Source organism: Caulobacter sp. (assembly GCF_965279145.1).
In the GTDB taxonomy this organism is placed as follows: domain Bacteria; phylum Pseudomonadota; class Alphaproteobacteria; order Caulobacterales; family Caulobacteraceae; genus Caulobacter.
In genome coordinates this window covers 883,974-896,927 of sequence record NZ_OZ257139.1, presented here as the reverse complement: position 1 = coordinate 896,927, position 12,954 = coordinate 883,974, and the positions used below count along the sequence as shown (strand labels likewise).

Below are 12,954 nucleotides of genomic sequence, written 5' to 3'. Positions count from 1 at the left end.
GCTCGTCCCGCCGTGACGCCCAAACAAAAAGGCCCGGAGTCGCCTCCGGGCCTTTCCGCTGGTTCTGAAAGCCGAAGCCTACTTTCCGGCCGCGGCCAGCGCGTCCATCAGTTCGGGCACGGCGGTCTTGTAGTCAGCGACCAGGCCGAAATCGGCGACCTGGAAGATCGGGGCGTCGGCGTCCTTGTTGATCGCGACGATGATCTTGCTGTCCTTCATGCCGGCCAGGTGCTGGATGGCGCCCGAGATGCCGATGGCGACATACAGGGCCGGAGCCACGACCTTGCCGGTCTGACCGACCTGATAGTCGTTGGGGGCATAGCCCGCATCGACCGCGGCCCGCGAGGCGCCGACGGCGGCGCCCAGCTTGTCGGCCAGGGGCTCGATCACCCGCTGGAACTCTTCGGCCGAACCCATGGCGCGACCGCCGGAGACGACGATCTTGGCCGCGGCCAGCTCCGGACGGTCCGACTTGACCATCTCTTCGCTGACGAAGCGGGTCTTGCCGGCGTCGGCGCCGCCCACGGTCTCAACCGGGGCCGAGCCGCCTTCTTCCGCCGCCGCGAAGGCGGTGGGGCGGACGGTGATCACCTTCTTGGCGTCCGACGACTGGACGGTTTCGAGGGCGTTGCCGGCATAGATCGGGCGAACGAAGGTGTCGGCCGAGACGACTTCCACGATCTCGCTGATCGGGGCGACGTCCAGCTTGGCGGCGATGCGCGGCGCGAAGTTCTTGCCGCCCGAAGTGGCCGGCACGAGGATCGCGTCATAATTGCCGGCCAGGGCCAGCACGGCGTCGGCTTCCGCCTCGGCCACGCCATGACCCAGGGCGGCGCTGTCGGCCAGCAGCACCTTGCGGACGCCGCTGATCTTGGCGGCCGCGTCGGCCACGGCCTTGGCGTTGTGGCCCAGCACCAGCACGTCCACGTCGCCCGAAAGCTTCAGGGCGGCGGTGACGGTCTTGTGGGTGCCGTCGCGCAGCACCAGGTTGTCATTATCGGCGACGACGAGAACGGCCATCTAGAGCACTCCCGCGGTGTTGAGCTTGGAGACCAGGTCGGCGGCGGTTTCCACCTTGATGCCGGCCGAACGCTTGGCGGGTTCGGTGACCTTCAGAACCTTGAGGCGCGGCGCGATGTCGACGCCGTAGTCAGCGACGGTCTTGCTGGCGATCTCTTTCTTCTTGGCCTTCATGATGTTTGGCAGCGAGGCGTAGCGCGGCTCATTCAGGCGAAGGTCGGCGGTGATCACGGCGGGCAGATCCACATCCAGGACCTGCAGGCCGCCGTCGACTTCGCGGGTGACCTTGGCGGTCGAGCCCGAGATTTCGATCGCCGAGGCGTAGGTGGCTTGCGGCCAGCCCAGCAGGGCCGACAGCATCTGGCCGACGGCGTTGTTGTCGCCGTCGATGGCCTGCTTGCCCATCAGGACCAGGCCGGGTTGCTCTTCGCTGATCACGGCGGCCAGCAGCTTGGCCACGGCCAGGGGCTCGGGATCGGCGTCGGTGGTGACCAGAACGCCGCGATCGCCGCCCATGGCCAGGGCCGTGCGGATCGTCTCCTGGGCCTGGGCCGGGCCGATGCTGACGATGACGACTTCCGTCGCCACGCCCTTTTCCTTGAGACGCACGGCTTCTTCGACCGCGATCTCGCAGAAAGGATTCATCGACATCTTCACGTTCGCCAGATCGACGCCCGTCTGATCCGGCTTCACGCGGACCTTCACGTTGTAATCGATAACCCGTTTAACCGGGACTAGGACCTTCATCGGGTTTCACGCCTCCAGGCTGCGTTTTCTCCTGCGTGGGCACGGAATTACCCTTTTTGCACCGCAACGCAAGTTTCCCTTCGCGTAAGCGTAAAGCAGCATTGCGCTCAGGGTTCAAACAACTGTACGACAGTTCGCGGCCGGCGTCCGCCCGCGCGGACAGGCCCGTCGCGCGAAAGGGCTGGTCAGGCCTGTGGACGGCCACTAAAGACGCGGGCCATGAACCGCACGATCAATCGCCTGAAGAACATTTTTGTCGGCCTGTTCGTCGTGAGCTGCGCGGCCATTTTCGCCTACCACTACATGTGGGTCTGGCCGAAGGCGCGCTGCGAGGCGCAGGGCCGCCCCTGGGCCGCCAAGTGGATGAAGTGCGGGCGGGTCTATTCGATCGAGACCCTGACACACCGTCCCCTGAACGTGCCGCCGATCAATGGCGAGGCGCGTATCGCCCCCGCGCCGAAGCCGGAAATCGCGCCTGCCAAGAAGTAGGCTTTGGGCCTAGCGCGTCGCGCCCGGCTTCCAGAGCACGTCGGCGCGGCCCTGGTCGTTGGTCCAGCGGGCCGCGACGAACAGAAGGTCCGACAGCCGGTTGAGATATTTCAGCGCCGGCTGGCCCACGATCTCACCTTCGGTCTCGGCCAACTGAACCACGGCCCGCTCGGCGCGGCGGCAGACCGTGCGCGCCACATGCAGGGCCGCCGCGGCCGGTGATCCCGCCGGAAGAACGAAGGAGTTGAGCGGCTCGAGCGCGCCGTTCAGGCGATCGATCTCCTGCTCCAGTCGCTCGACCTGGCTTTCAACGATTCGCGGCGGCTCCCAGGCGGGCTTTTCATGCTGCTCCGGCGTCGCCAGGTCGGCGCCCAGATCGAAAAGGTCGTTCTGGATCCGCTCCAGCATCGCATCGAGCTCGGCGTCGCCCGTGGTGTGTTGTCGCGCCACGCCCAGGCAGGCGTTGGTCTCGTCGACGCCGCCATAGGCTTCGACCCGCAAGGAAGCCTTGCTGACCGGGGCTCCCGTGGCCAGGCGGGTCGAACCGCCGTCGCCCGTGCGCGTGTAGATCTTGTTGAGCGTGACCATGGGTCGCGGACCGCCATTATCGATTTTCAGCGCGTGCGCCACCAGAATGCAGCCACCAACACGAGGATGGCCACGAACTGGAGCAGGACGCGGAGCCGCATCAGCTTGTTGGAGTAGGAGCGGCCGAACTCTCCGCCCCTGAAGAGCGCGTACAGGCCCACGCCGAGGGCCGAGAGCACCGCCAGCAGCACCGCTGGCACGAGGAAGTCGAACAGTCTGTCCATGGCGATAGGATAGGGGTTCGTCACAGGCTTTGCCATAGCGCTGCGTTCTTCGCGAAACAGCGTCCGATGAGTCAATTCGCCGAACGAGTTCGCTGAGTGCATTTGTCGCACTGGCAATCATAAACCAGCATCATATATGTCCCCCAAGCCATTGTTCGTCGATTTTTGGTTTGTTTGAAGGTTGCAATCGCTTCTGTACGACGATAATGCCCCCGATCCGATTTCAAAGTATGCGTTCGTTGAACATGATCACCTCCTCACCGCAGATCGTTCAGCGCTTCATTCCCAGCGGGGAGGCAGGAGAAAAATCATGGCAAAGGCTTCTGTAGCCGTCGCCGCGTTCTCCGCGTCCGAACGCGAAGACGCCATGGCGGAAGTCCGCCAACTGATCACCGACCTGCGCGACGCCGCGCAGGATGGCCGCCAACTGGCGCGCCGTTACGCCGACGTTCTTCAGAATGTCGTCGATGAGTATTGCACTGAGTTTGAGAAGCGCGCCGAGGCCGCCCTCGCTCGCCTGGAGGCCGCCGCATGAGCTTTGTATCCGTGAATATAGAGTCGGCGACCGACGCACCCGTCAAGTTGACCCGCCGGGCCCTGGCCAAGCAGCGCACGCGCGAACGCGTCCTGTCGGCCGCCCGTCGCCTGTTCAGTGAGCGCGGCTATGAAGGCGCGACCATCCGGGACATCGCGCAGGCCGCCGGTATGTCGACGGGTGCTGTGTTCGCCAGCTTCTCCGACAAGTCCGAACTTTTCGATGAGATCCTGACCGCCGACTACGAAGTCATCTACGCCCAGATGGTCCAGGCCGCCCGTGCGGGCGCTACCGTCGACGAGGCGCTGCTGGGCCTGTTCGGCGTCGCCTACAGCTTCCATCTTGATCAACTGCCGTTGCTGCGCGCCAGCATCGCCGTGTCATGGACGCGCTCCGACGCCGCCGAGCGTCGTGCTCGCACCGACGTCAAGCACATCTTCCGCCTGATCGGCGAAGTCACCCAGCGTGGTATCGATCAAGGTCAATTGAAGAGCGATATTAATGCAAAGCTCTTGGCTGAAATGACTTGGGACGTGTATGTCGCCAACTATCGCCGCGCCGTCTTCGACGGGTGGTCGGCGGACGCGTTGCTGGCGCGGCTTTCGGATCAACTGAAAGTCATTTTCGCGGGCGCCCGCGCCTGATTGGGGGACGCCCCGGAGGGGTGGGGCGTCCTCTACATCTTAAACGACGCTAGCGTGTTCGAGGGGGACGGGCTTGGGCGTAAGAGACGAACAGAAAAAGGCGACGCGGGAGAAGGTCCTTGAGGCCGCCCGCGACCTTTTCAACGACGTCGGCTATGAGGAAACCACCATCCGCGCGATCGCGGAGCGGGCGGGTGTCTCGGTCGGCAGCGTTTTCACGACCTTTGCCTCGAAGGCCGAGGTGCTGAGCCACGTGATGGATCACAGGCTCTCTGATCTGTACACGGAGTTCGATCGCGTCGTGCCCTTCCTGCGCGGCTCGACGGTCGATCGGCTGTGCTCGATCTTCGCGATCCACTACGAGTTCGAGACCCGGCGGGTGAAACTGTTCCTCGCCCACATCGCCGCCTCCTACAGCCCCAGCATCGACCCTGGGGTCACGCCCTATGGGCGTAACGAGCGCCTGACCGACATGCTGCGCGAAGTCCTGACCGAAGGTGTTCGTCGGGGCGAGATCCGGCCTGATCTCGATCAGGACGTGGCCATCGACGTACTCAAGGCCGTGTATGCCTGGAACTACCGGATGGCGGCCAGCAGCGGCGGCAAGGGCGACGCCAGCGTCATGTCGGCGGCGATGGACCAGCAGATCATGGCCATCTCGGACGGATGGCGCCCGCGCTAGACGGTCACTTCTCCTTTTTCAGGCGCAGGTCCTGATAGTCGAAGGAGAAGTCGGCCAGGGGCGACACGGCTTTGACCAGGGCTGAAGTCACCACGCCGTTCGCCACGTCGAAGCTGATGAAGGCGTCCTCCTGGGTGCGGTCGTCAAAGACCGTCTGGAAGGTCTCGCCATCGAATGGGATCAGCTTGCCCCGCAGGGCCGGCGTCTTGTCGAAAGACACCTTCAGACCCCGGGTCTTGCCCTTGCCTGTCTCGCTGACCGTCACGGCGCCGTACCAGGGGTCGCGATAGACGCCGGCATAGGCGGAAAGCGGCAGACTCGGCTTGGCGCCGCCGCTCTTGGGTGTGGTGGCGGCCGCGACATCCTTCAGCAACTGGGCGTCTGACTCGGCCTTGACCCGCTTGCTCGAGGCGATCCAGTCGTAGTCGCTGCGGCCTTGCAGGCGATCGGGGCCGCCGTAGCGCAGCGAGCGCAGCACCGGGTTCTCCTCGGCGTTGGTCATGATCATGATGCCGGACTTCCGACCCGGCAGCAGTCCCGTGTAGGAAATGAAGCCCGCCAGGCCGCCGGTGTGAGACAGAAGCCGTTCACCGCGATGGTCCTGCACGAACCAGCCCAGGGCATAGGCCTGGATCGACGGTCGCACCGGGTTCTCCGCGGTGGGCCCGTCGGATGAGCTGGTGATGGTCTGCGGCTTCCACATCTCGCGGGCCGAGGCCTCGCTCCACAGGCGCTTGCCGTCGGGCAGGGCGCCCAGGGCCAGCTGCACCCGCATCCACTTGCCGATGTCCCTGGCGGTGGTGTTGAGCCCCCCTGCCGCGGCGGCGGAATCGAAGCTGCCGTCGAAGGGCAGCACGGTCTGGGGGCCTAGGCCCCGCACAGGCGGCCCCATCCGGCAATGCGGTTCCGCCCGCCGGCTCCTGTCCACCATCGAGGGCATGGGCACGGTGTCGGTCATGCCCAGGGGAGACAGGATGCGCGTCTGGATAAAGACTTCCCAGGGCTTGCCCGTGACGGCCGCGATCACCTCGCCCGCGGCCACGTACAGGACGTTGTCATAGGCGTAGCCGCCCCGGAACTGCCCGCCGATCGGCAGGTATTTCAGGCCCGCGACGATGTCCGCGCGGCTGTGCTTGGGATCGGGCCAGATCATCAGATCGCCCGCGCCCAGGGTCAGGCCGCTGCGGTGCACCAGCAGATCGCGCACGGTCATCAGCTTGGTGACCACCGGATCGATCATCTGGAAGTCGGGCAGGTAGCGGGTGACCGGCGCGTCCCACTCGACCTTGCCCTCCTCGACCAGCATGGCCAGGGCCGCCGCCGTCATCGCCTTGGTGTTGGAGGCGATGCCGAAGATGGTGTTCTCGTCGCACCTGGCCGGCGCGCCCAGGCGCTTGACGCCATAGCCCTTGGCCAGGGTGATCTCGCCGTTCTCGACAACCGCCACACCCAGGCCCGGCTGGTCGGGGAAGGCGGCCATGACCTCCTGGGCGAAGGTGTCGACCGCCGCGGCGACCGAGCCCGTCTCCCGGGCCCTCGCCGAGCCACCGAAAGCCGCGAGGCCGGTGGTCGCGAAGGCCGACAGCAGGGCGGCGCGGCGGGTCGTGGCAATCATGGGATGTCCTTGGTGCGAGGCGGCGAAGCTAAGCTTGCCTTCAGCCCGGCCACAAGGGGCATAAACCACCACTCATCGCCGCTGCACCGGGACGAGTGCGTTCAATCAGTTCCCGCCATCCAGCAGTCGGCGCGCGATCACCTGGGCCTGAATCTCGCCGGCGCCCTCGAAGATGTTGAGGATCCGCGCATCGGCCAGCAGGCGGCTGGCCACATATTCCATGGCAAAGCCGTTGCCGCCATGGATCTGCAGCGCGTTGTCCGCGGCGGCCCAGGCCACGCGGGCGGCGATCAGCTTGGCCATGCCGGCCTCGAGGTCACAGCGCTTGTCCTCGTCCTTCTGGGCGGCGGCGAAATAGGTCAACTGGCGCACGCCCATGATTTCGGCGGCCATCATGGCCAGCTTGTTGGCGACGCGCGGGAACTCGAAGATCGCCTGGCCAAACTGCTTGCGGTCCATGGCGTAGGCCAGGCCGGTCTCCAGCGCCGCCTGGGCGACGCCGACGGCCCGGGCGGCGGTCTGGATGCGGGCGCTTTCGAACGTGGCCATCAACTGCTTGAAGCCCTGGCCCGGCACGCCGCCCAGCAGGTTGGCTGCCGGCACGGTGAAGCCGTCGAAGCCCAGCTCATATTCCTTCATGCCGCGATAGCCGATGACGCCGATCTCGCCGCCGCTCATGCCTTGGGCGGGAAAGTCGTCGCCCTCGACGCCGCGGGGCTTGGGCGCCAGCAGCATCGACAGGCCGCGATAGTCGGAGGTGCCGGGCTCGGTGCGCACCAGCAGGGTCATCACGTCGGCGCGGGCTGCGTGGGTGATCCAGGTCTTGTTACCTGTCACCACATATTGCTCGCCTTCCAGCGTGGCCCGGGTGCGCAGGGCGCCGAGGTCGGAGCCGGTATTGGGTTCGGTGAAGACGGCGGTCGGCAGGATCTCGGCACTGGCGATGCGCGGCAGCCAGTACTGCTTCTGGGCCTCGGTGCCGCCGGTCAGGATCAGCTCGCCGGCGATTTCGGAGCGGGTGGCCAGGGAGCCGACGCCGATCCAGGCGCGCGACAGTTCCTCGGAGACCACGCACATGGCGGTCTTGCCCATGCCGCTGCCGCCATATTCTTCCGGGATGGTCAGGCCGAACACGCCCAGCGCGCCCAGCTCCTCGACCAGCTCGATCGGGATCAGCTGGTCCTTCAGGTGCCATTCGTGGGCGAAAGGCGTGACCTTTTCCTCGGCGAAGGCGTGGAACTGGTCGCGGATCATCTCGAAGGTTTCGTCCAGGCCGGTGTTTTCCAGCGTGGGACGACCGCGCGCCTCGGCCAGGCGCTTGGCGATGGCGGTCTTGACCGCCTGGCCGCCGCCCTTGGTCATGAGGGTGACCAGGGCGGGAGCGAACAACCGGTTCAGGACCTCGCGGTCAGGGGTCAGATCGGCGGGGCGCACGACCTCGCCCTGGTTCATGGCGATCCCGCCCACCAGTTGGGACGCGTATTCCGCGAACAGCAGCTGGGCCAGCAGGGCCTCGATCTCGCCAAACTGACCGGCGGCGCTCAGGCGTTCGGCCCAGCCGGCGACCTGGTTCATCAGCTCGGCATAGGACGCATACCAGCCAAAGCCGTGAACGCTGTGCTGCTCAAGGTCGGCCAGCTTGCGATCCACCTTGCCCTCGGGCGTGGCGATGCGGGCCTTCACGGCGGGGCGGGCGTGGTCGACGAAGCCCTGCGCGGCCGTCGCGGCGTCGCGCAACAGGCCCGTCAGGCCCGGCAGGATGATTTCGGTGGTGTCCTGAACGATCGTGTCGGTCATCGCTTGCTCCCCTGCGCCAAACAGTTGTTTTCTTTCACTCTGGAGCTTTTCGCATCTGCGAGCAATGTCGCAGCGCAGCATAAGTCCACAAAAAAGGGGAAGAAGCATGCTCAAGGTCCACCACCTCAACGAATCCAGATCGCAACGCATCCTGTGGTTGCTGGAGGAGCTGAGCCTTCCCTACGAGATCGTCTTCCACACCCGCGATCCCAAGACGCGCCTGGCTCCCGCCTCGCTGACCGACGTGCATCCGCTGGGCAAGTCGCCGGTCATCGTTGATGGCGACCTGACGGTCATCGAGTCCGGCGCGATCATCGACTACGTCATTCGCCGTCATGGCGGCGGCCGTCTGGCCCCGGATCCGGCGTCGGCCGACTATGACCGGTATCAGCAGTGGCTGCACTATGCCGAGGGCTCGGCCATGCTGCCGCTGATGCTCAACATGTATGTCGGCCGTCTGGGCGAGGGCGGCGCGCCGCTGCAGCCACGCATCCAGTCCGAGATCTCCAATCATCTGGCGTTCGTCAACGACAGCCTGGCCGGTCGCCCGTTCTTCGTCGGCGACACCCTGACCGGCGCCGACATCCAGATGAGCTTCGTGCCCGAGGTCGCCAAGGCCATGGGCAAGCTGCCGGAATATCCGCACATGGCCGCCTGGATCGAGCGCATGCACGCCCGCCCGGCCTGGAAGACGGCGCTGGACAAGAGCGGGCCCTACGCGCTGGGGGCCTGATCCCCCGGTGTCACTCCCCACCAGGTCAGGGCCGACGGCGCTGATCTGGCGGGGAGGCGTGCGTTCAGAGGCTCTTGTCGACGATGACGCCCTGGCCGGGCGGCAGGGCCGGGCGGGGAGAGGTCTTGGCGGCGGCGTCGTCACCGTCGCCATCGTTGCGGATTTCGGGACCGGGACCTTCGGCGGCTTCCGCCGTCGGCGGCGTGATCGGCGGCGTGGTGCTGGAAATTTTCAAGCGCGGTCTCCAAGGTCGGCGCGGTCCGGGCGGGTCGCCTTCGCGCTTCGATGGCAAGACGACGCGGCTCTGTGACCGCCTCAACCGTCTTGCCGCAAGCCGTCGGGACGCGCCCCCGAAGTTTTTTCCACATGAACGAAATCTGTCGGTCGGGTCGCCGACCCCGTTCAGCTTCACCCTGTCATGGTCTGTCTCACGGGGTTGATGACCCCGGACACATTCAATCGGGACGAAGGACTATCGACATGACCAGCCTCAAGACTTTCAAGACCATCGCTCTGACCCTGGCCGCCTCGGCCAGCGCCCTGACCCTGGTTTCGGCCCCGTCGGCTTTCGCCGTCGAGCAGCGCCTGGGTGGCGTCGTCGGCTGCAACGCCTCGGGCCACAAGCAGGAAGGCGGCGCGGTGCTCGGGGCCCTGCTGGGCGCGGTCGCCGGTAGCAACCTGGCCAAGAACGACCGTGGCACGGGCACCGCCATCGGCGCCGTGGTCGGCGCGGGCGCCGGTTCCTATGTCGGCTGCAAGATGCAGAAGAAGGACGCCCGGGAGGCGGTCGGCGGCACCTACAAGAGCGACGGCACTCGCTACGCCCAGTCGGTCCAGGCCGCGCCGGTGACGCGCATCAACGACAAGTTCGTCGCCCGCTCGAACCTGAACCTGCGCGCCTCGGCCTCGATCCGCGGCGCCAAGGTGGGCGGCGTTCCGGCCGGCCAGACCTTCCAGGCCCTGGGCCGCACCGGTGACGGCAAGTGGATCCTGGTCGGCCAGGACGGCGTCGGCGTCGGCTATGTTTCCAGCGCCTATGTCTACCGGGCCTAAGGCCTAGAGGTCTGGAGCGCGACTCCTGTCCCTTGTCGCGCTTCAACGAGAGCCCGTCTGGTCCCCCGGCCAGGCGGGCTTATTCGCGTAATGCTCAGGTGCGCCAACGCAGCACGGTCTCCTTGACCGGATTGACGAAGGCCCGGCCCTCGGCGCGGCTGGCCAGCCATTCGCGCTTGCACTGCTGGTACCAGCGGGCCTGCTGGTCGGCGTCGCCCACCCACATCAGCGGCGGGTTGGACTGCAGGCCCTGGCTCTGCACGCCGACGATGAAGCCGTCCTGGCGCAGGAAGGCCCGGGCGGCGATCCGGATGATCGGATAGAGGGCCGTGAAGGCCCAGTGGTCGGACCACATGATCTGGTTCATGCGGGTCTTGTTGGCGTTGATCGGCGTCATGGCCGACAGGGCCAGCACCTGCTTTTTCCCGACGGTGACATGCTCCCAGCGCAGACCGGGCAGGCGGAAGGTGATCTCGGTCAGCGGCTCGCCGCCCAGGATGGCGTAGGCCTTGGAGTTCTTCGACGGTTCGTGCCGCACCATGGTGAAGCCGGCTTCCGACGGGGCGAAGCGCTTGGTCTTGTCATGCTGGCTGGCGGTGGTGCGCCACCACCATTGCTGATGCACATAGGGGCCGTGGGCCGGGTCGATCAGGCCCAGCACCGCGTGGTCGATATGGATGTCATAGTCCAGGTGGTCGACCAGCTTGGGCTTGCCGCCCACCACGCCGGGGATCACCGGCGGGGCCTCCGGCGGCTCGCCGTCGAAGCGGGCGTCCGACGACATCCAGATCCAGACCAGGCCCTGCTGCTCGACGATCGGATAGCGGCGCACCCGCACCTTGCCGATGTCGATCTCGCTGTCGGGGGTCAGTGACGGGATGGCCGTGCAGGCGCCGTCCGTGCCGAACCGCCAGCCGTGATAGGGGCACTCGACGCTCTCGGCGCCGTTGGCTTCGGTCTTGACCCGACCGGCCGACAGCGAGGCGGCCCGGTGCGGGCACACGTCGCGGATGGCGTAGGCCGCGCCGGCTTTCGTGCGGCCCAGCAGCACCGGCTCGCCCAGAAATTCGCGGTGCTCCATCTTGCCGGGCTTCAGGTCCGGCGACAGGGCGGCGACATACCAGGCGTCGGTAACGAAGCCCTCGCCGAACTTGTTGGCGGGCGCGGACTTGGTGGCGGGTTTGGAGGCGTCGTCGGGCATGGGGGGATCTTATAGCCGAGTTTGTTGGCTTTTCACGACGCCTTGAGCGGCTCGTCGCTCGCGCCCCGGAAACGGAGCCGGCGAGACCAGCCTCGCCTACCGCGACGCGGCCGTCTCCACCAGACGCTGATAGAACCGCACCATCCGTTCCACATTGGCCAGGGTGATGTGTTCGTCGGTGCCGTGGATCATCTTGGTCTCGTCCACCTTCAGCACCAGCGGCTGGAAGCGGTAGACGTCGGCGGCCACGGGGGCGAGGTAGCGGCTGTCGGTGCCGGCGGTGACCAGGCCCGGGGTGACCGGGGCCTTGCTCTCGTCGGCGGCCAGACCCGCCAGGGTCTTCCAGGCGTCGGAGGTGGTTGAGGACACCTTCGACGGCTCGTCCGGCGTCTTGGTCCAAGACAGCTGCACCGGCAGCTTGCCCACCGCGTCCTTGGCCTGGGCCATCACCTTGGCCGAGCTATCGCCCGGCGCGATGCGATAGTTGATCCAGGCGGTGGCGTCCTGCGGCAGCACGTTTTCCTTGGGCGAGCCCTTCAACATGGTGGGGGCGATGGTGGTGTGCAGCATGGCCGCGCCGGCCGGGGTCTTGGCGGTGACCTGGATCAGCAGGGGCGCGAACAGCCAGGTGTTGGCGGCCGCCATCTTGACCACCGGCGAGGCGTGCGGGGCCAGCGACTTCAGCATGTCGGCGCCGGGGCCGTTGAACTTCATCGGGAACGGCTTGTCGGCGATGGCCAGGACGGCGCGGGCCAGGGTCGCCACGCCGGTCTCGGGCGGCGGCGCCGAGGAGTGGCCGCCGACGGCCGGGGCGACGATCTTCATCGTCGCATAGCCCTTTTCGGCCGTGCCGATGATGGCGGTGGGCTTGCCGGTGACGGGATGGTCCTCGACCACGGCCATGCCCTCGTCGAGCACGAACTGGGCCTTGATCCCGCGAGACTTCAGCAGCGCCGCGGCGGCCCGCGCGCCGACGCCGCGCACCTCCTCGTCATGACCGCTGACGACGATCACGGTGCGAACCGGCTTGAACCCGCCCGCCGCCAGCCCGTCCAGGGCCTCGAACAGCGTGACCAGCGAGCCCTTGTCGTCGATCGAGCCGCGACCCCAGACGGCGCCGCCCTCCACCACGCCGTCGAACGGCGGATGGGTCCATGAGCCTTCGCTGCCCGGCGTCACCGGCACCACGTCCTGGTGGGCCATCAGCACGATGGGCGGCAGGGCCGGGTTCGAGCCGGTCCAGGTGTAGACCAGGGTGTGTTCGGCGATGACCTCGCGGGTCATGGCGGCGTGGGCGGCGGGATAGGTCGTCTGCAGCCAGGCGTGAAGCTTGTCCCATTCGGCCGGCTGGTCGTCGGCCTTGTCCTGGTGGCTGACGGTCTGGAAGCGCACGGCCTGGGCGAGGTCGGCGGCGGCCTTGGCCGTATCGACCGGACGGGCGGCGACCAGGCGGACGCTGGCGACATCCACCGTCGCGGGCGGCTTGAAGGTCGCGGTCCGCACCGCCACCACGCCGGCCACGGCCAGCACCAGTCCCACCGCCGTCAAGCCGGCCTTGCCTGCGATACCCATCACGCGTCTCCCCCAAACAGTTGTTGGGACTTTGCGGCGGCGCGGGGCGATTGC

Annotated in this window: 15 protein-coding genes; 6 read left to right on the top strand and 9 right to left on the bottom strand. The window is 66.9% G+C overall.

The features are described 5' to 3' along the window. Window positions 1-78: 78 nt before the first annotated feature. Window positions 79-1,020 carry an electron transfer flavoprotein subunit alpha/FixB family protein gene (locus ACQY9P_RS04160; protein WP_421736524.1) on the bottom strand — a complete coding sequence of 314 codons (942 nt, stop codon included), beginning with the start codon at window positions 1,018-1,020 and terminating at the stop codon, window positions 79-81. Further along, entirely contained in the window at window positions 1,021-1,767 is a 747-nt protein-coding gene (locus tag ACQY9P_RS04155; protein ID WP_421736525.1) for an electron transfer flavoprotein subunit beta/FixA family protein, read from the bottom strand. 219 nt (window positions 1,768-1,986) lie between these two features. Between ACQY9P_RS04155 and ACQY9P_RS04150 the strand changes: the two genes are divergently transcribed. Continuing rightward, entirely contained in the window at window positions 1,987-2,256 is a 270-nt protein-coding gene (locus tag ACQY9P_RS04150) for a hypothetical protein (RefSeq protein WP_421736526.1), read from the top strand. 9 nt (window positions 2,257-2,265) lie between these two features. Here the strand turns inward: ACQY9P_RS04150 and ACQY9P_RS04145 are convergent, their stop codons facing one another. Both ACQY9P_RS04145 and ACQY9P_RS04140 read right to left on the bottom strand, forming a co-directional pair. Next, complete coding sequence (locus ACQY9P_RS04145; RefSeq protein ID WP_421736527.1) at window positions 2,266-2,844, bottom strand: cob(I)yrinic acid a,c-diamide adenosyltransferase; 579 nt, start codon at window positions 2,842-2,844, stop codon at window positions 2,266-2,268. Between the two features lie 26 nt (window positions 2,845-2,870). Next, window positions 2,871-3,068, bottom strand: a complete 198-nt coding sequence (locus ACQY9P_RS04140; protein WP_421738261.1) for a twin transmembrane helix small protein — start codon at window positions 3,066-3,068, stop codon at window positions 2,871-2,873. A 310-nt stretch (window positions 3,069-3,378) separates the two neighbouring features. On the opposite strand from ACQY9P_RS04140, the gene ACQY9P_RS04135 reads away from it, so the two are divergent. The 3 genes from ACQY9P_RS04135 (at window position 3,379) to ACQY9P_RS04125 (ending at window position 4,929) form a co-directional block, all read left to right on the top strand. Beyond that, on the top strand, window positions 3,379-3,603 hold the full coding sequence (locus ACQY9P_RS04135) for a hypothetical protein (RefSeq protein ID WP_421736528.1): 225 nt from the start codon (window positions 3,379-3,381) through the stop codon (window positions 3,601-3,603). Further along, the gene (locus ACQY9P_RS04130) at window positions 3,600-4,247 is read left to right on the top strand and encodes a TetR/AcrR family transcriptional regulator (RefSeq protein WP_421736529.1); all 648 of its coding nucleotides are present in this window, start codon (window positions 3,600-3,602) and stop codon (window positions 4,245-4,247) included. The genes ACQY9P_RS04135 and ACQY9P_RS04130 overlap by 4 nt, the downstream gene beginning before the upstream one ends. Window positions 4,248-4,320: 73 nt before the next feature. Next, window positions 4,321-4,929 carry a TetR/AcrR family transcriptional regulator gene (locus tag ACQY9P_RS04125; RefSeq protein WP_421736530.1) on the top strand — a complete coding sequence of 203 codons (609 nt, stop codon included), beginning with the start codon at window positions 4,321-4,323 and terminating at the stop codon, window positions 4,927-4,929. A 4-nt stretch (window positions 4,930-4,933) separates the two neighbouring features. On the opposite strand, the gene ACQY9P_RS04120 is transcribed toward ACQY9P_RS04125, so the two are convergent. Beyond that, window positions 4,934-6,544 (bottom strand): serine hydrolase, encoded by a 1,611-nt coding sequence (locus tag ACQY9P_RS04120; RefSeq protein ID WP_421736531.1) that lies wholly within the window; start codon window positions 6,542-6,544, stop codon window positions 4,934-4,936. A 105-nt stretch (window positions 6,545-6,649) separates the two neighbouring features. Beyond that, window positions 6,650-8,341, bottom strand: coding sequence for an acyl-CoA dehydrogenase family protein (locus ACQY9P_RS04115; RefSeq protein ID WP_421736532.1), 1,692 nt, complete (start codon window positions 8,339-8,341; stop codon window positions 6,650-6,652). A 106-nt stretch (window positions 8,342-8,447) separates the two neighbouring features. On the opposite strand from ACQY9P_RS04115, the gene ACQY9P_RS04110 reads away from it, so the two are divergent. Next, a complete protein-coding gene (locus ACQY9P_RS04110; RefSeq protein WP_421736533.1) occupies window positions 8,448-9,074 on the top strand; it encodes a glutathione S-transferase family protein in 627 nt (208 codons plus the stop codon). Between the two features lie 64 nt (window positions 9,075-9,138). Here ACQY9P_RS04110 and ACQY9P_RS04105 read toward each other — a convergent pair whose 3' ends face one another. Next, window positions 9,139-9,309 (bottom strand): hypothetical protein, encoded by a 171-nt coding sequence (locus ACQY9P_RS04105; RefSeq protein ID WP_421736534.1) that lies wholly within the window; start codon window positions 9,307-9,309, stop codon window positions 9,139-9,141. Window positions 9,310-9,554: 245 nt separating this feature from the next. On the opposite strand from ACQY9P_RS04105, the gene ACQY9P_RS04100 reads away from it, so the two are divergent. Beyond that, a complete protein-coding gene (locus ACQY9P_RS04100) occupies window positions 9,555-10,127 on the top strand; it encodes an SH3 domain-containing protein (protein WP_421736535.1) in 573 nt (190 codons plus the stop codon). Window positions 10,128-10,221: 94 nt separating this feature from the next. Here ACQY9P_RS04100 and ACQY9P_RS04095 read toward each other — a convergent pair whose 3' ends face one another. Both ACQY9P_RS04095 and ACQY9P_RS04090 read right to left on the bottom strand, forming a co-directional pair. Next, window positions 10,222-11,328, bottom strand: coding sequence for a Rieske 2Fe-2S domain-containing protein (locus ACQY9P_RS04095; RefSeq protein ID WP_421736536.1), 1,107 nt, complete (start codon window positions 11,326-11,328; stop codon window positions 10,222-10,224). 96 nt (window positions 11,329-11,424) lie between these two features. After that, window positions 11,425-12,900, bottom strand: coding sequence for a M20 family peptidase (locus ACQY9P_RS04090; RefSeq protein WP_421736537.1), 1,476 nt, complete (start codon window positions 12,898-12,900; stop codon window positions 11,425-11,427). Window positions 12,901-12,954: the final 54 nt, after the last annotated feature.